A 15,473-nucleotide genomic window follows, 5' to 3' on the forward strand; every position below is an offset into this window, starting at 1 on the left:
GCCGACCTCGCACGGCGGCCGACACGGGATCGCGTTTGCAAAACCCCGACGGTCTTCGGCAGGCCCGACACGGGTCGAAACACGGACGGCGCCGAACCCGACGTTTCGCCAACGCCGTCCGCTCGACCGCAAGACGGCCGATATCCGCTTCCTACCGCCCGGCTGCCGCCGGCTCCACCGCCCAGGCCGGCGCGTCATCCCCCAACCGGCGGGCGGCCCGGTCCCAGCGCATCGCAATCCCGGGCACCGTCAGCGGCGGCCGCAGGCGGTGCGCCGGCCCCCACGATGTCGCCTCGACCTCCGGGGCGAGATCCTCGCGCGTCTCGGGCGCGAGCGCCGGCTCAGGTTCGGCCGGGCCGGCCGCGATCAGGAACGCCGCGGTTCGGGCCAGCGACAGGCGGGCCTGGCCGCCGGTGCCGTCCTGGAGCCGCCGGGCCAGCAGCCGAAGCACGGCGGCCGCCATGAGGTAGCCGGTGGCGTGGTCGAGCGCCTGGACCGGGAGCGGCACCGGACCCTCGGCCTGCCGCCAGACCTGGCCGGCCTGGGCGAGGCCGCAGCTCATCTGCACCAGGCTGTCGAAGCCGCGCCGTCCGGCCCAGGGGCCGGTCCAGCCATAGGCGTCGAGCGACACGTCGACGAGGCCCGGGGCCAGGGCGCGCCGCGCCTCCGGGCCGTAGCCGAGACCGTCGAGGGCGCCGGGGCGGTAGCCGTGGACCAGCACGTCCGACCCCGCCAGCAGCGCCTCGAAGGTCGCCCGGTCGGCCGCCCGGCGCAGGTCGAGGCGGGAACAGGTCTTGCCCAGCGTCACCTCGGGCTCGATGGCCGGCTCGCTCCAGTCGGGCGAATCGATCCGCAGCACGTCGGCCCCGAACCCGGCGAGGAACCGGGTCGCCACCGGGCCGGCCAGCACCCGGGTCAGGTCGAGCACCCGCAAGCCCGCCAGCGGCCGCTCCGGCCGGGGCCGCCAGCGCGACGCGGTCCGGTCGGCGGCCGGCTCGAACGCCACCAGGGGTTCTTCCGCCACCGCCCGACCCTGGGGATGGGCCGCCCAGGCGTCGGGCCCGCGCATCTCGGCCGCGCAGCCGCCCTCGGCCAGAATCGCCGCCTCCAGGTCGCCCTTGTCCCAGGTGGCCACCGCCCGTTCCATGCCGGCCCGGTCGGCCTGGGCGCCAAGCACCCGCTCGGCCGCCGCCCGATGGTGCGGGGCGTTGGTGTGGAGCCGGATCCAGCCGTCCCGGGTCCGGTAGTCACCGGCGATCGGGTCCCAGGGCGCGGGGACCCGCCAGCCGTCCGGCCGCAGCGACGTGGCGAACCAGGCGGAAGCGAGCCGCCGGTCCACCGCGATCGATCCGTCGAGGCCCACAACGTCCGCGAGCGCCAAGCCGGCGGTCGCGATCGAGGCCGCGGCAAGCTCGGTGACCCGGAACGCGGAGGGGAGGGCGCCGGCCCCGGTGATCCGGCTTCCCCGCGAAGGGTCTTCGCGGGGAAGCCGGATCTGCGCGGCCAAGTCTTCGACGAGATCCGGCATGGTGCGTCTCCGAGCTGCGGGCTGGGCGCATGATCGCGCATCCGCGGCCGGGTAGGCTAGGGTCCCGGCCGCGCTATAAGGGTGCCATGTCCGAGGCCGAAACCCCGCCGCTCCTGTCCGTCGAGGGCCTGTCCGTCGCCTTCCGCTCCCGGGAGGGCGAGACGGCGGCGGTCGATTCGATCGGCTTCACCATTCACCGGGGCGAGACCGTGGCGCTGGTCGGCGAATCGGGTTCCGGCAAGTCGGTGACCGCCCTGGCGATCCTGCGCCTGCTCGACGGCGCGGCCCGCCAGAGCGGGAAAATCCTGTTCCAGGGCAGGGACTTGGTGAGCCTGCCGGAGCGCCAGATGCGCGACGTGCGCGGCGCCGACATCACCATGGTGTTCCAGGAGCCGATGACCTCGCTCAACCCGCTCCACACGATCGAGCGGCAGATCGGCGAGGTGCTGGGGCTGCACCGCGGCCTGTCCGGCAAGGCCGCGCGCAAGCGAATTCTCGAGCTGCTGGAACTGGTCGGCCTGCGCGATGCCGAACGCCGCATGGGCGCCTACCCGCACGAGCTCTCCGGCGGCCAGCGCCAGCGGGTGATGATCGCCATGGCGCTGGCCTGCGAGCCGGACCTGCTGGTCGCCGACGAGCCGACCACCGCGCTCGACGTGACGGTGCAGGCGCAGATCCTGGCGCTGCTCGCCGACCTGCAGAAGCGGCTCGGCATGGCGCTGCTGTTCATCACCCACGATCTCGGCATCGTCGAGCGCATCGCCGACCGGGTCTGCGTGATGCTCAAAGGTCGGATCGTCGAGGCCGGCGAGACCAAGTCGGTCTTCGCCAACCCGCAGCATGCCTACACCCGCCGCCTGATCGCCTCGGAGCCGAAGGGCCGGGCCAACCCGGTCCCGGCCGATGCGCCGACCCTGGTGGAGGCCGGGCCGCTGAAGGTCTGGTTCCCGCTGAAATCGGGGGCGTTCCGGCGCGTCACCGGCCACGTCAAGGCGGTGGACGGGGTCTCGCTCAAGGTCCGGGCCGGAGAAACCGTCGGCGTCGTCGGCGAATCCGGCTCGGGCAAGACCACGCTCGGCCTCGCCTTGCTGCGGCTCACCGGTTCCGAAGGCCCGATCGTGTTCCTCGGACAGGCCATCGATGGTTTCACCGTGGGGCAGATGCGCCCGCTCCGGAAGGACATGCAGGTGGTCTTCCAGGACCCCTACGGCTCGCTGTCGCCGCGCATGTCGGTGGCCGACATCGTCGCCGAGGGGTTGATCGTGCAGGGCGCGGCGCGCTCCCGGGCCGAGCGCCGGGCGGTGGTGTCCAAGGCGCTCACCGATGTCGGGCTCGACCCGGCCGCCATGGACCGCTATCCGCACGAATTCTCCGGCGGCCAGCGCCAGCGCATCGCCATCGCCCGGGCCATGCTACTCAATCCCCGCTTCGTCGTGCTGGACGAGCCGACCTCGGCGCTGGACCGCTCCGTGCAGGCGCAGATCGTGACGCTGCTGCGCGACCTGCAGCGCGAGCGGGGCCTCGCCTACCTGTTCATCAGCCACGACCTGAAGGTGGTCCGGGCACTCGCGAACTACGTGGTGGTGATGCAGAACGGCCGGGTGGTCGAGGAAGGCCCCGCCGAAACGATTTTCTCCGATCCGCAGACGCCCTATACCCAGGCGCTGTTCAAGGCCGCCTTCGCCCTCGACTCTGATGTCGCCAATGAGCTGGAGCCCGCCTGACGTGGCCCGCGCCCTCCTCATCGTGCTCGATTCCGTCGGGATCGGCGGCGCCCCGGATGCCGCCGCCTACGGCGATGCCGGGTCCGACACGCTCGGGCACATCGCCGAGGCCTGCGCGATCGGGCGCGGAGACCGGGCGGCCCTTCGCAGCGGCCTCCTTCGCCTGCCCCATCTCGCCGAACTCGGGCTCGGCCTCGCCGCCGCCGGGGCCTCCGGCCGGATCCCGCCGAACCTCGCGCCCACGGGAGATCCCAGCGGCGTCTACGGCCATGCCGTGGAGACGGCCGCCGGCAAGGACACGCCCTCCGGCCATTGGGAGATCACCGGGCTGCCGCTGACGGCGCCCTGGGGCCATTTCCCGGACACGCGGCCGGCCTTCCCGCCCGCTTTGGTCCAGGCGCTGATCGCCGAAGGCGGCCTGTCCGGCATCCTGGGGGACCGGCACGCGCCCGGTGTCGCCATCATCGATGAACTGGGGGCCGAGCACGTCCGGACGGCCAAGCCGATCTGCTACACCTCGGCCGACAGCGTCTTCCAGATCGCGGCCCACGAGGAGGCGTTCGGGCTGGAGCGGCTCTACGAGCTGTGCCGCGTTGCGCGCCGCCTGTGCGACCCCTACCGGGTCTGCCGGGTGATCGCCCGGCCGTTCGTGGGCTCGGCGGAGACGGGCTTCCGCCGCACCGGCAACCGCAAGGATTTCGCGGTCGCGCCCCCCGGCCGCACCCTGCTCGACCGGGCCGAGGCCGAGGGAAGGGCCATGGTCAGCGTCGGCAAGATCGGCGACATCTTCGCCCATCGCGCCACCGGCCGCGAGATCAAGCCCGGCGCCAATGCCGCTTGCCTGCAGGCCGGGCTCGACGCCCTGGCCGACCTGCCCGATGGCGGCCTGATTTTCGTCAACCTAGTGGATTTCGATACCGAGCACGGCCATCGCCGGGACGTGCCGGGCTACGCCGCCGAGTTGGAGGCGTTCGACGCAAGCGTCCCCGCGATCCTGGCGGCCCTCAGGCCCGGCGACCTCGCGGTGATCACCGCCGACCACGGCAACGATCCGACCTGGACGGGGACCGACCACACGCGGGAGCAGGTGCCGGTCCTGGCCTTCGGCCCCGGCGTGGCCCCCCGGGCGATCGACCGGCGGGACACGTTCGCCGATATCGGCGCGACCCTGGCGGCCCATCTTGGGCTTCCCTGGGACGGCGCCGGCCGACCGTTCCTGTAGGGAGCCGCACCATGCGAGACGATGACGACAGGCCGCGCAAGGCCGTCGCCCACGAGATCGGTCAGCCCCTCGACACGCTGTCGCTCTCCGACCTCGACGCGCGCATCGCGCTGCTGCGGGAGGAGATCGCTCGGATCGAGGCGGCGCGGGCGGCCAAGCAGGCGGCGCAGGGCGCGGCCGACGCCTTCTTCAAGCGGGACTGACATCTTGGACCGGACCGAAACCCTCGCCGCCCTGCGGCGCGGCGACCTCGCGGGCGCCCGCGAGTTGCGGCTGCCCGACGGGCTCGCCGAGTTTCCGCGCGAGATCTTCGGCCTCGCCGATACCCTGGAGGTGCTGGATCTCGGCCGGGGCGGCTTCACCGACCTGCCGGCCGATCTCGGCCGCCTGCACCGCCTGCGCGTGTTGTTCTGCTCCGGCAATCCCTTCGAGCGCCTGCCGCCGGTGCTGGGCGATTGCCCGACGCTGAGCCAGCTCGGCTTCCGCGGATGCGGCATCCGGGCGGTTCCGGCGGAGTCGCTGCCGCGCGACCTGCGCTGGCTCACCCTCACCGACAACCAAATCGAGACCCTGCCGGACGCCCTCGGCGAGCGGCCCCTGCTGCAGAAGCTGATGCTGGCGGGCAACCGGATCGGGCATCTGCCCGAGGGCCTCGCCGGTGCGAACAGCCTCGAGCTGATCCGCCTGTCCTGCAACCGTCTCGACGCCCTGCCGCCCTGGCTGGCGCGCCTGCCGCGCCTCGCCTGGATTTCCTATGCCGGCAACCCCGCCGAGCCGGCGACGGAAGCCATTGTGGCGACACCTGTGCCATGGACGGCGCTTGAGGTCGGCGATCTGCTCGGGGAGGGGGCGTCGGGCCGGGTCCACCGAGCCGTCTGGCACGGACCGTCTGAGCCACAGAATGTGGCGCTCAAGCTGTTCAAGGGCGCGATGACCAGCGATGGTCTGCCCGAGCGCGAGATGGAGGCCTGCCTCGCCGCCGGCACCCATCCGGCCCTCACCGGCGCCCTGGGCCGGCTCGTGGACCATCCCGACGGCGCGCAGGGGCTACTGCTGCGGCTGCTGCCGGCGCAATGGCGCGTGCTGGCCGGCCCGCCGAGCCTCGCGAGTTGCAGCCGTGATGTCTACGACCCGGCCCTGCGGCTCGACACCGGAAAGGCGTTGCGGATCGCCCGCGCCGTCGCGGAGGCCGTCGCCCACCTGCACGGGCGCGGCCTGCTGCACGGCGACGTCTACGCTCACAACACGCTCTGGGATGCCGAGACCGGCGCGGCCGTGCTCAGCGATTTCGGCGCCGCCTCGGCGCTGCCCGCCGGGGAGGGCGGGGCGGCGCTGAGGCGGATCGAGGTACGGGCAGTGGGTATTTTGCTCGGCGAATTGCTCGACCGCTGCGACGCGGCGCCGGACCGGCTGGCGGCTCTGACAGAGGCTTGCCTGCAGTCCGATCCGGAGCGGCGACCGGGCTTGGATGACGTGGTCGCCGCGATCGATCGATGAAAGCGGGCGCCGAGATCCGTGATTTTCAGATCGGGTGAGATTTGAAATTCATTCCGGCCCTCAGTCCTCGGTTTGACGCGCGGCCTTCCGCCGAACCGGCATTCACTTCGGCGGCGAGTGCTCTAGCGATCCAACGGCAGGATACGCCGGCGTACCGGTTGTGCCTTCACGATGGCGGTGTTGGTTTCGGCTTTGTCGGCGATGCGGTCCAGTATCCCGTCGAGATCGCCGATCGTGCGCACGTGGAGCCTTGCGAAGAAGCAATCTTCGCCCGTCACCTTATCGCATTCCACGATTTCGGGCAGGTCCTCGATCAGCTGCTGAACGACGTGGAGCTTTCCGGGCAGCGGACGGATGCGCACCAACGCCTGAAGCGAATAGCCGAGCGCAGCCGGATCGATGTCCAAGGTGAAGCCGCGAATGACCCCGCGCTCTTCCAGGCGCTTCAGCCGTTCCGATGTGCTGGGTGAGGACAAGCCGACCTGAGCGGCGAGTTCCTTAAGTGATTGTCGCGCATCGCCGGCGAGAACCGACAGGATGCGTCGGTCGATGTCATCGAGCATTTCAGATGTCATGAGGCAGGAATGCTTTTTTGCCGAACCCTCGGAGGGAAATAGCCGCTACCACCTCACAATACACATGGATCACCTTCGTCCGCCACCCGAGAATGGAACCGTCGGATCCAAGTAAGCGAGGGCGGCATGATCGAGACCAGAACACGCGGCGTCGTGGAGATGAGCGCCGCCATGGCGATTTCAGGGACGATCGGCCTGTTCGTCGTGATGTCGAAACAACCGCTCGCGAATGTCGTATTCTGGCGATGCGCATTCGGCACCGTGACGCTCCTGCTCATCTGCGCAGCCTTCGGCCTTTTGCGGCCAGGGCTCATCACGGGGCGCCAGATCGCGCTCGCGGCCCTCGGGGGCGTGGCGATCGTCGCCAACTGGCTCTTCCTGTTCGCCGCCTATCCGCTCGCCTCGATCGCGATCGCGACCGCCGTCTACAACACCCAGCCGTTCATGCTGGCGGCTTTGGGCATCGTGGTGATCAATGAGCGTCCCAGCATCGCGAAGCTGGCATGGCTCGTCCTCGCCTTCGTGGGCATGCTCGCCATCGTCGAGGCACGCCCTGAATCCGGAGGCGAGGCCGGAAACTATACGCTCGGCATCATCTTCGCGCTCACGGCCGCATTTCTCTATGCGCTCGCCGCGATCGTCGCGAAGGCGCTGAACGGCGTGCCGCCGCATCTGATCGCGCTGATCCAGGTCGCGGCCGGCATCGGCATGCTGGCCCCATTCGCCGATGTCGCGGCACTGCCCGGAACGGCCATCGACTGGCTTTGGCTCGTCGCGATCGGCGTGGTCCATACCGGCGTGATGTATTGTCTCCTTTACGGCGCCATCCAGAAGCTGCCGACGAGCCTGACTGGCGCACTGTCGTTCATCTATCCGATCGTCGCCATTCTGGTCGATCGCCTCGCCTTCGGTCATCACCTGGCGGTCATGCAATGGCTCGGCATCGCCGCGATCCTGCTGGCCGCCGCGGGATCGACCCTCGGTTGGCGGATCGGAGCCGGCAAGGCCGCGGAGGGCGCGGCCTGAGCAGGACCGACCGCCCCCCTACCGTCCCACCGGCCCCGGATCGATCGCCGGTAACTCGTTCGCCGGCAGGCCCGCACCGGCTTGGGCCTGAGCGCCTCCGCCGACGCCGCGGGCGCGGTTGGCGAGCGTCACGGTCAGGCGCTCGGCCGTATCGGGCTGCATCACCGCCAGAATCTCGGACATCTTGCGCGGGTTCATGGCCAGGACGATCGGCACCAGCACGTCTTGGCCCAGGCGGTCGAACACCCGGGCGGCGTCCTTCGGCTTCATCGACTCGTACATCGTGACGATGTTCTTGAGGCCCTGCTTCTCGGCCTCTTCGCGGGCCTTGGCGGCGGAATCGACCTTCTCTTCCGCCTGCTTGAGGTCGCCCAGACCGGTCTCGAGCTTGCGCTCGGCCTCGTTGAGCATCTTCTCGCGCAACTCCAGCTCGTCGGTCTTCTGGCGCAGCGCGTCGCGCCGGGCGCCGAGCTTTTCCAGAAGCGCGCGCTCGGTGGGGGAGCCCGACGCCGCCTTGGCCGGCTCGGGGGCGGGCATCTCCGGCGGTTTTTCAGCCGGCGCCGCGGGCGTTTCCTCCTTGGCTCCGACCGAGCCGGTGGTGACGGGGTCGGGCGGCTCGTAGCCGGTGCGCGCTCGGGCCACCGCCCGGCCGTATTCGGGCAGGGTTCCGGCCCCCGGCAGGCCGACCTGCCCCAGGGTCAGCAGCTTGAGCAGCAGCAGGCCGCCGGCCGCGATCGCGACGGCATCGATCAGCCGCAGCCGCATCGGCCGCACCGGTTTCAGACGCGAACGGCGCAGGGCCGTGCCGCTCGGGGGCCGCGCCTTCGGGGCGGGCTTGGGCGCCGGCGGGATTTTTGGGGCGGGGACGCCGGTCACGCGGCGCGCGCCCGCACGCGGGCCAGGGCGCGCTCGCTCATCGCCAGGGCGGCCGCGGCGGCGGCGCCGAGGCGCTCGCCGTTCGGGCTGGCAGGCTCGGGCCGGACGGCGGGTATCTCGGACTCGGGCGCCGGCCGCGGGGCTGGCGACGGCTCGGCCCGGGCCGGGACGGCCCGCATCTGCGCGACGATCGCGCCGATGCGCAGCACCACGGTCTCACCGGCCTCGACCTGCGCGGCCAGCTCGGCGGAGCGGGCGGTGGCGACTTCGATCCGCGTGGTGAGGGTGCGGTCGCCGTCGTCGATTGCCGAGCGTAGGCCGGCGATCGCGCGCTCGGCCGTGCCGGTGGCGACCATCAGGTCGCCGATGGTCTGGCGCAACGCCGCCTCGTCGCCCTTGAGCTGGCTGATCCGGCGCGACAGGCGCAGGCAAGTGACGATCGTGGCCGCAAGCAGAACCGCGACCAGGATGTCGGCGGCGAGCGTGACGAAGAGACTCATGATCCGGACCTATCGCACGCTAGACGTCGGAATGGCTGTTCATCGAGGCCTCGTAGGCCTGGATGGTCGTGCGCGAGCGGCGCAGGGGCCGGGTGACCTGCACGGCGATGTTGCCGTCGACTTGGCCGATCCGCCCCTGGGTGAGGGCCCAGTCGCCGCAGCGCACGGCGATGAGGTCGGACGGCTTGGCGTCGAACATCAGGGTGTCGCCGACCTTGAGGCGCATCACCTGCTTAAGCGGCAGCATCATCTCGTGCAGCACCGCCTGCATGGTCACGTCGGCCTGCCAGATCTCGGTGGCGAGGTGGCCTTCCCAGACGTGATCGCGGCCGAGCTTCTCGCCCATGAAGCTCTGGGTCAGCAGCTCCCGGATCGGCTCGATGGTCGCGTAGGGGAACAGGATCTGCAGCATGCCGCCGCGCCCATCGACGTCGAGGCGCAGGCTGATCAGGATCGCGGCGTTACCGGGCCGGGTGATGGTGGCGAAGCGCGGGTTGGTCTCGATCCGGTCGATGTCGAAGGTCACCGGCGAGAGCGGCTGGAACGATTGCTCCAGGTCGCCCAGGATGATTTCCACCAGCCGGCGCACCAGCGTCATCTCGATCGAGGTGAACGGCCGGCCGTCGAGGCGGCTCGACGAGCCGCCGCGCTTGCCCCCGAGCAAGAGGTCAAAGGTCGCGTAGGCGAGGTTGGAATCGACCGTGACGAGCCCCGAATTCTCCCATTGCTCGGCGCGGAACACGCCCAGCAGGGTCGGCAGCGGAATCGCGTTGAGATAGTCGCCGAAGCGCACCGAGGTGATGTTGTCCAGCGTCACCTCGACGTTGTCCTGGAACAGGTTGCGCAGGGAGGTCGACAGCAACCGGATCATCCGGTCGAAGACGATCTCCAGCATCGGCAGGCGTTCGTACTGGACGACGCCCGAATCGACGATGGCCTGAACGCCCCCGGCCCCTGAGGCCGAGAGTTCGCGCATGGAGAAGCCGAGGACGCCGTCGATCTCGTCCTGGTTCAGCACCCGGTCGTTGCCGGCGAGTTCGGGGAGGTTGTCGCTCTCCCCGTCCTCGATCATCGTCGCCCATTCGGCGGCGACGTCTCCGGCGTTGCGCGTGGTGCCCTGCTCGGCAAGCGCCGCGCCCCACTCCTCGGCGAGCGACGTGTCGCCGCCCTCGGCGCCCTGCTCCAGAAGGGCGGCCGACCAATCGTCTTCGGGAAGTTCGTCCTCGGGTTCCATCAGGCGCGTCCGCTCAAGGCCTGGCTCTCGGTGACCGCCGGGGTCGTCGGGTGGCTCACTGGACGATCACGTCCTTGAACAGCACCGCCTCGATCTTGGCGGGGTAGACGGCGACGTTGACGCGCCGCAGCAGCTCCTCGCGCAACCGGTAGAGGCCGACCGAGCCGGTGAGGTCGCCGACGCGCAGCTCGCGCATGTAGACCTGGAGCGTGTCCTCGATGCGCGGCATCAAGGGCTTCACCGCGTCCTCCACGTCGGAATCCTTCAGCTCCAGGGAGAGACGCAGCTTGGCGTACTTGGCCTTCTCCTGCGGCATGTCGGGGCTGAGGTTCAGCAGCATCTCGCGCATCTCGACGAACACGATCGGTTTCTTGCCGTCGGGACCGACGCCCTTGGCAGCCTGACCGTGACCGCCACCATGGCCCCCGCCGTGCCCATCACCGCCGGCGGCCTCCTGGCCCTCGGCGCTCCCGCCATGGCCCATCATCATGAAGGCGCCGCCACCGCCGACGGCCACCACCAGAACCGCGGCGGCCACGATGATGATGAGCTTCTTCTTGCCCTTAGGGGCGGCGTCGGCGCCGGCCTCGCCGTCTTCGGCAGCCTTCTTGGGCTTCTTGGCCATGGGAAATAATGCTCTTCCGCGGATATCCGCGCGCTGGGTACGCTCGGATATCGAAGCATTACGGTTAACGTGTCGTTAAGCGGGCAAATCCTGCCGGGCCAGGATTGCCGCCGCGCAGGCCCGACCCATCCGGAGCGTTTCCGGACTCCTGCGCAAATCCATACATTTGCACGCAAAATCGGTTTTTCGAGTGTTGGCACAGCGGATGCTGAATGGATCGTTGCCGCCACCGCGGCACGCGAGTGTCAGAGTCCACGATGCAGAATGCCCTCTTCGTCGGCGTGTCGAGCCAGATGGCGCTCCAGCGCGAGCTGGACGTGATCTCGAACAACATGGCGAACGTGTCGACCACCGGCTTCAAGGGCCGGAGCACGCGCTTCCAGGAATACCTGATGCCGGTGGCGAGCGCGGATTCCTTCGCCCAGCCCGACCGGCGCCTGTCCTACGTCATCGACCAGGGCACCACCCTCGATCTGGGGCAGGGGCCGATCGAGCAGACCGGCAACCCGCTCAACGTCGCCGTCAAGGGCTCGGCGTTCATCGCGGTCCAGTCGCCGCAGGGCGAGCGCTACACCCGCAACGGCGCCTTCGAGATTGACCAGACCGGCGCCCTCGTGACCAGCGACGGCTACAAGGTGGCGGGCGACGGCGGCCCGATCACCATCAATCCGCAGGAGACCGGGCTGACGATCGGGACCGACGGCACCGTGTCGACCAATCTCGGCATCCGCGGCAAGGTCAAGCTCGTCACCTTCGCCAACCCGCAGCGGCTGACCAACGAGGGCGGCAACGTCTACGCCTCCCCGGAGCCCGCGCGCCCGGCCGGGCTCGAGGGGCGCCTGGAATCCGGGGCGCTCGAGCGCTCGAACGTGCGGCCCGTCATCGAGATGACCCGGCTGATGGACGTGAACCGGTCCTACGCCATGGTGTCGAGCATGATCACCCGTCTCGACGACCTGCGGGGCACGGCGATCCGCCGCCTCGCCGACGTCGCGTAAGGGGGCCCGGCCGATGCGCGCCCTCTACTCAGCCGCCACCGGCATGGCGGCCCAGGAACTCAACGTCCAGGTCATCTCCAACAACATCGCGAACCTGCGCACCACCGGCTACAAGCGCCAGCAAGTCCACTTCCAGGACCTGCTCTACCAGAACCTGCGCCGCGCCGGTTCCTCGACCTCCGAGCAGAACACCCAGCTCCCCGCCGGCCTCGCGCTGGGCTCGGGCGTGAAGACGACCTCGACCGCCCGCGTCATGTCGCAGGGCACGCTAAGCTCGACCGAAAAGGATTACGACGTCGCGATCCGCGGCGAGGGCTTCTTCCGGGTGACGATGCCGGACGGCCGCACCGCCTATTCCCGGGACGGCTCCTTCGACCTGTCGGCCACCGGCCAGCTCGTCACCCGCGACGGCTACCTCCTCGATCCGGCGATCACCGTGCCGCAGACGGCGACCGCGGTGACGATCAGCGCCACCGGCGCCGTCCAGGCGACGCTGCCCGGGCAGACCGCGCCGCAGGCGCTCGGGCAGTTCCAGCTGTCGCGCTTCGTCAACAAGGTCGGCCTCGAATCGATCGGCGACAACCTGTTCGTCGAGTCCGCGGCCTCCGGGCCGGCGATCAGCGGCCTGCCGGGGGCGGAAGGTTTCGGTAACCTTCAGCAGAGCTACCTGGAAGAGGCGAACGTGAACGCCGTCACCGAGATCTCGTCGCTGATCGCCGCGCAGCGCGCCTACGAGATGAACTCGAAGGTCGTGACCGCCGCCGACCAGATGCTCTCCACCACCTCGCAGATGTTCCGCAGCTGACCGCGCGTCCTGCCATCACTTCAGGTCCCCGCTCATGTATGCTGGTCTCCATCCCGACACGGTCCTCGCCGATGTCTCTTTTGCCGACCTGCCCCTCGTCAGCACGGCGGCGAACGAGAGCGACCTCAGCCCGATCGTCCGCCGGGCTCGCCCGCGGGTGCCCACCCCCGGCGCCGCGGTGCTGCTGCGCGCGGCGCTCGCCTTCATGACCTTCGCGGCCATCGGCGCCCTGGCGATCCCCGCCATGGCCGAGCCAGGAATGCAGCCGGGCGAGACGCAGAAGGCCCAGCCGCGGCTGCGCGGCGACGTGACCGCCCGGGGCGACGTCCTGGCGCTCGCCGACCTCGTCGAGGGCGCGCCAGATTCCCTTGCCGCCCGCCCGCTGTTCCGCTCGCCAGCACTGGGCGCCACCGGCACAATCCAGACCCGGCGCATCGTCGAGGCCGCCGCCGCCCTGGGCGTCTCCGGCCTGGAGACCGGGGGCCGGATGCAGATCGCCGTCCAGCGGGCAGCCCGCCGCCTCGGGCCGCCGGATATCGAGGCGGCGCTCAAGCGCGGCCTGGAATCGGGCTACGGCCTCGATCCGCGCAGCGTCGCGGTCCGCTTCGACGGCGACGGCCCGACGCTCCTGGCGCCGGTGGACCTCGCCGGCCAGGCCGCCGCCCTCGACCTGACCTACGATCCGCGCTCCCGCCGGGTCTCGGGCCTGGTCAGCCTCGGCGAGCGGCAGGCGTCGCTCCGGGTCTCGGGCGTCGTGATCGAGCTGCGCGAGGTCGCGGTTCTGACCCGGGCGCTCAACCGGGGCGATCCGGTGCGGGAGGGCGACCTCGTCCTGGAGCGCCGCCCCCGCGAGATCGTCGCGACGGACGCGCAGGCTGGCGGCACCGCCGTTCTGGGCGAGGTCGCCCAGCACCCGCTTCCGGCCGGCACGGTGCTGCGGGTCTCCGACACCGCCCTGCCCGAACTGGTGGCGCGGGGTGAGAGCGTGACCATCGTGTACGAGACCGCCAGCGTCAGCCTGTCGATGCGCGGCCTCGCCAACGACGCCGGCCGCATGGGCGCCGTGGTCAACGTCGTCAACGTCGCCTCGAAGAAAATCCTCCAGGCCACCGTGATCGGCCCGGGCCGGGTCTCGGTCGGTCCCGGCCCCGTGGCCCAGCAGACCGCCGGCACCCCGCAAGTCCAGGCGACCGCGTCCCTGCGCTGATCGCCCTCTCGATCCGTCAACGAGTTTCCCCGATGGCCAGTCGCCTTGTCCTGAACCCGCTCGCCGCCGCGCTGATCGCAGGCGCTCTGGGTGCCTGCAACACCGCCGACCGGCTGTCCCAGGTCGGCGCCACGCCGGCTTTGTCGGCGATCGAGGATCCCACGACCCAGCCCGGCTACAAGCCGGTGCGGATGCCGATGCCCGACGTGCAGCCGGTCTCCTACGCGCCGAACTCGCTCTGGCGCACCGGCTCCCGGGCGTTCTTCAAGGACCAGCGCGCCGCGCGCCTCGGCGACCTGCTGACCGTGAAGGTCAACGTCACCGACCAAGCCAACATCAGCAACGAGACCAAGCGGTCCCGGGCCAACACCGAGAGCTTCGGCCTGCCGAACGCCCTGGGGCTGGAGAACAACGCCGTCGGCAAGGCCTTCGGCGTCGGCGGCACCGCGCTCCTGTCGGCGACCTCGGCCACCGCCAATGACGGCGCCGGCTCGGTCCAACGGGCCGAGACCGTGACCACCAACGTCGCCGCGGTGGTCACCCAGGTCCTGCCCAACGGCAACCTCGTGGTCGAGGGCAAGCAGGAGATCCGGGTGAACTTCGAGGTCCGCGAGATGGTGGTGGCCGGCGTGGTCCGGCCGGAGGACATCGAGTCCGACAACACCATCGACTCGACCAAGATCGCCCAGGCCCGGATCGCCTATGGCGGCCGCGGCCAGATCACCGACGTGCAGCAACCCCGTTACGGCCAGCAGATCGTGGATATCCTGCTGCCGTTCTGAGGCGGCGATTCGGGCGTGGCATGAACCGGCAGGCGTGGAAGAGGCGATCCGGGAATCAACTCCGCGCCGCTCAAACGCTTCTGGCGGCGGGCCAGTACAGCGTCGCCTATCATCTGGCCGGATTGGCGGTCGAATGCGCCCTCAAGGCGCGGATCGCGCGATCGTTCCGGAGCGGGACATGGCCGCTCCGGCAATTCGCCATCGACATCCACACCCACGACCTGTCGAAGCTCGTCATCCTCGCCGACTTGCGCGACCAGCGGCAGATCGAAGAGAAGCGCGACCCTTCGTTTCTCGATGCCTGGGATATCGTGGCGAAGTGGACGATCGAGTCCCGGTATGCCGAATGGTCAGAGGAGGAGGCATCCGATATGCTCGATGCCATCGCGCGGCGGCGTTCCGGTGTGATGCCATGGATAAGACGTCACTGGTAGACGAAGATATCGAGGTCGGCCGCCGGTTCGTCGCAGCGCTGGAGCAGGCCGGATTGCCGGTCGCCGCGGCGATGTGGTTCAAGCGACCGTCATACGACACCTGGATGCTGGGGATCGCGAGTCCCAACGTGCAAGTTTACGGTCCTCTCTCGGTCATAAGGCTCACGAGCGCGGTCCTTCAGAATGGCTTTTCCGATCGGATCGAAAGACACGATCTGTTCTACTTCAATACGTCGAAGCAGGCGCTCAACGATCTTGCGTCGCTGCCGAAAACGCTGACGGAGGGGGTTCGGGAGATTTGGAGCTTCCGATTGAACCACGTCGACATCGACAAGGCGTTCTTCTTCCACCTCGCCCTCGATCGGCGCGCGTCGGACGCGGCGCCGATCCCCCCCGATCAGAAGAAGAAAAGCACCCCTCGCAAGCGTGTGGCCTGAACC

Annotated in this window: 17 protein-coding genes; 11 read left to right on the plus strand and 6 right to left on the minus strand. The window is 70.0% G+C overall.

Going from position 1 to position 15,473, the window contains the following annotated elements; all coding sequences use genetic code 11:
* Positions 1-151: 151 nt before the first annotated feature.
* The gene (locus tag MKL09_RS13105; protein WP_244020677.1) at positions 152-1,528 is read right to left on the minus strand and encodes a CoA transferase; all 1,377 of its coding nucleotides are present in this window, start codon (positions 1,526-1,528) and stop codon (positions 152-154) included.
* Positions 1,529-1,614: 86 nt separating this feature from the next.
* Here MKL09_RS13105 and MKL09_RS13110 point away from each other — a divergent pair, with 86 nt between their 5' ends.
* The 4 genes from MKL09_RS13110 to MKL09_RS13125 are packed head-to-tail and all read left to right on the plus strand — an operon-like array spanning position 1,615 to position 5,971.
* On the plus strand, positions 1,615-3,252 hold the full coding sequence (locus MKL09_RS13110; protein ID WP_244020678.1) for an ABC transporter ATP-binding protein: 1,638 nt from the start codon (positions 1,615-1,617) through the stop codon (positions 3,250-3,252).
* Position 3,253: 1 nt separating this feature from the next.
* Entirely contained in the window at positions 3,254-4,474 is a 1,221-nt protein-coding gene (locus tag MKL09_RS13115) for a phosphopentomutase (protein WP_244020679.1), read from the plus strand.
* A gap of 11 nt (positions 4,475-4,485) precedes the next feature.
* The gene (locus tag MKL09_RS13120) at positions 4,486-4,677 is read left to right on the plus strand and encodes a DUF1192 domain-containing protein (RefSeq protein WP_244020680.1); all 192 of its coding nucleotides are present in this window, start codon (positions 4,486-4,488) and stop codon (positions 4,675-4,677) included.
* A gap of 4 nt (positions 4,678-4,681) precedes the next feature.
* On the plus strand, positions 4,682-5,971 hold the full coding sequence (locus MKL09_RS13125; protein WP_244020681.1) for a leucine-rich repeat-containing protein kinase family protein: 1,290 nt from the start codon (positions 4,682-4,684) through the stop codon (positions 5,969-5,971).
* A 122-nt stretch (positions 5,972-6,093) separates the two neighbouring features.
* Here the strand turns inward: MKL09_RS13125 and MKL09_RS13130 are convergent, their stop codons facing one another.
* Positions 6,094-6,534, minus strand: coding sequence for an Lrp/AsnC family transcriptional regulator (locus MKL09_RS13130; protein ID WP_244020682.1), 441 nt, complete (start codon positions 6,532-6,534; stop codon positions 6,094-6,096).
* Positions 6,535-6,705: 171 nt separating this feature from the next.
* On the opposite strand from MKL09_RS13130, the gene MKL09_RS13135 reads away from it, so the two are divergent.
* On the plus strand, positions 6,706-7,572 hold the full coding sequence (locus MKL09_RS13135; RefSeq protein ID WP_244020683.1) for a DMT family transporter: 867 nt from the start codon (positions 6,706-6,708) through the stop codon (positions 7,570-7,572).
* A gap of 18 nt (positions 7,573-7,590) precedes the next feature.
* Here the strand turns inward: MKL09_RS13135 and MKL09_RS13140 are convergent, their stop codons facing one another.
* From MKL09_RS13140 to fliL, 4 genes are read right to left on the minus strand one after another with little or no spacing between them, the layout of a single operon-like run.
* Positions 7,591-8,448, minus strand: coding sequence for a MotE family protein (locus tag MKL09_RS13140; RefSeq protein WP_244020684.1), 858 nt, complete (start codon positions 8,446-8,448; stop codon positions 7,591-7,593).
* The gene (locus tag MKL09_RS13145) at positions 8,445-8,948 is read right to left on the minus strand and encodes a DUF6468 domain-containing protein (protein WP_244020686.1); all 504 of its coding nucleotides are present in this window, start codon (positions 8,946-8,948) and stop codon (positions 8,445-8,447) included. The genes MKL09_RS13140 and MKL09_RS13145 overlap by 4 nt, the downstream gene beginning before the upstream one ends.
* Positions 8,949-8,967: 19 nt before the next feature.
* The gene (gene fliM / locus MKL09_RS13150; RefSeq protein WP_409566926.1) at positions 8,968-10,182 is read right to left on the minus strand and encodes a flagellar motor switch protein FliM; all 1,215 of its coding nucleotides are present in this window, start codon (positions 10,180-10,182) and stop codon (positions 8,968-8,970) included.
* 55 nt (positions 10,183-10,237) lie between these two features.
* Positions 10,238-10,807: a flagellar basal body-associated protein FliL gene (gene fliL, locus MKL09_RS13155; protein WP_244020687.1), complete on the minus strand. Its 570-nt coding sequence runs from the start codon at positions 10,805-10,807 to the stop codon at positions 10,238-10,240.
* 257 nt (positions 10,808-11,064) lie between these two features.
* Here fliL and flgF point away from each other — a divergent pair, with 257 nt between their 5' ends.
* Genes flgF through MKL09_RS13185 form a run of 6 tightly spaced genes read left to right on the plus strand, consistent with a single transcriptional unit; the run spans position 11,065 to position 15,470 of the window.
* Complete coding sequence (flgF, locus tag MKL09_RS13160) at positions 11,065-11,805, plus strand: flagellar basal-body rod protein FlgF (protein WP_244020688.1); 741 nt, start codon at positions 11,065-11,067, stop codon at positions 11,803-11,805.
* Positions 11,806-11,818: 13 nt separating this feature from the next.
* Positions 11,819-12,610: a flagellar basal-body rod protein FlgG gene (flgG, locus tag MKL09_RS13165; protein ID WP_244020689.1), complete on the plus strand. Its 792-nt coding sequence runs from the start codon at positions 11,819-11,821 to the stop codon at positions 12,608-12,610.
* Between the two features lie 34 nt (positions 12,611-12,644).
* Positions 12,645-13,817, plus strand: coding sequence for a flagellar basal body P-ring formation chaperone FlgA (gene flgA, locus MKL09_RS13170; protein ID WP_244020690.1), 1,173 nt, complete (start codon positions 12,645-12,647; stop codon positions 13,815-13,817).
* Between the two features lie 32 nt (positions 13,818-13,849).
* Positions 13,850-14,599, plus strand: a complete 750-nt coding sequence (gene flgH, locus MKL09_RS13175) for a flagellar basal body L-ring protein FlgH (RefSeq protein WP_244020691.1) — start codon at positions 13,850-13,852, stop codon at positions 14,597-14,599.
* A 20-nt stretch (positions 14,600-14,619) separates the two neighbouring features.
* A complete protein-coding gene (locus tag MKL09_RS13180; protein WP_244020692.1) occupies positions 14,620-15,033 on the plus strand; it encodes a HEPN domain-containing protein in 414 nt (137 codons plus the stop codon).
* A complete protein-coding gene (locus MKL09_RS13185; protein ID WP_244020693.1) occupies positions 15,012-15,470 on the plus strand; it encodes a hypothetical protein in 459 nt (152 codons plus the stop codon). Before MKL09_RS13180 ends, MKL09_RS13185 begins: the two co-directional genes overlap by 22 nt.
* The last annotated feature ends 3 nt before the right edge of the window (positions 15,471-15,473 follow it).

The organism is Methylobacterium sp. J-048 (assembly GCF_022829515.1).
Lineage (GTDB): Bacteria > Pseudomonadota > Alphaproteobacteria > Rhizobiales > Beijerinckiaceae > Methylobacterium.

Bases quoted from the DNA above. Each gene is read 5' to 3' on its own strand.
- flgH (WP_244020691.1), top strand. From the start codon at position 13,850: ATGGCCAGTCGCCTTGTCCTGAACCCGCTCGCCGCCGCGCTGATCGCA.
- MKL09_RS13120 (WP_244020680.1), top strand. From the start codon at position 4,486: ATGCGAGACGATGACGACAGGCCGCGCAAGGCCGTCGCCCACGAGATC.
- MKL09_RS13105 (WP_244020677.1), bottom strand. From the start codon at position 1,528: ATGCCGGATCTCGTCGAAGACTTGGCCGCGCAGATCCGGCTTCCCCGC.
- MKL09_RS13185 (WP_244020693.1), top strand. From the start codon at position 15,012: ATGGATAAGACGTCACTGGTAGACGAAGATATCGAGGTCGGCCGCCGG.
- flgG (WP_244020689.1), top strand. From the start codon at position 11,819: ATGCGCGCCCTCTACTCAGCCGCCACCGGCATGGCGGCCCAGGAACTC.
- MKL09_RS13135 (WP_244020683.1), top strand. From the start codon at position 6,706: ATGAGCGCCGCCATGGCGATTTCAGGGACGATCGGCCTGTTCGTCGTG.
- MKL09_RS13130 (WP_244020682.1), bottom strand. From the start codon at position 6,534: ATGCTCGATGACATCGACCGACGCATCCTGTCGGTTCTCGCCGGCGAT.
- fliM (WP_409566926.1), bottom strand. From the start codon at position 10,182: ATGGAACCCGAGGACGAACTTCCCGAAGACGATTGGTCGGCCGCCCTT.
- flgA (WP_244020690.1), top strand. From the start codon at position 12,645: ATGTATGCTGGTCTCCATCCCGACACGGTCCTCGCCGATGTCTCTTTT.
- MKL09_RS13110 (WP_244020678.1), top strand. From the start codon at position 1,615: ATGTCCGAGGCCGAAACCCCGCCGCTCCTGTCCGTCGAGGGCCTGTCC.
- flgF (WP_244020688.1), top strand. From the start codon at position 11,065: ATGCAGAATGCCCTCTTCGTCGGCGTGTCGAGCCAGATGGCGCTCCAG.
- MKL09_RS13145 (WP_244020686.1), bottom strand. From the start codon at position 8,948: ATGAGTCTCTTCGTCACGCTCGCCGCCGACATCCTGGTCGCGGTTCTG.
- MKL09_RS13180 (WP_244020692.1), top strand. From the start codon at position 14,620: ATGAACCGGCAGGCGTGGAAGAGGCGATCCGGGAATCAACTCCGCGCC.
- fliL (WP_244020687.1), bottom strand. From the start codon at position 10,807: ATGGCCAAGAAGCCCAAGAAGGCTGCCGAAGACGGCGAGGCCGGCGCC.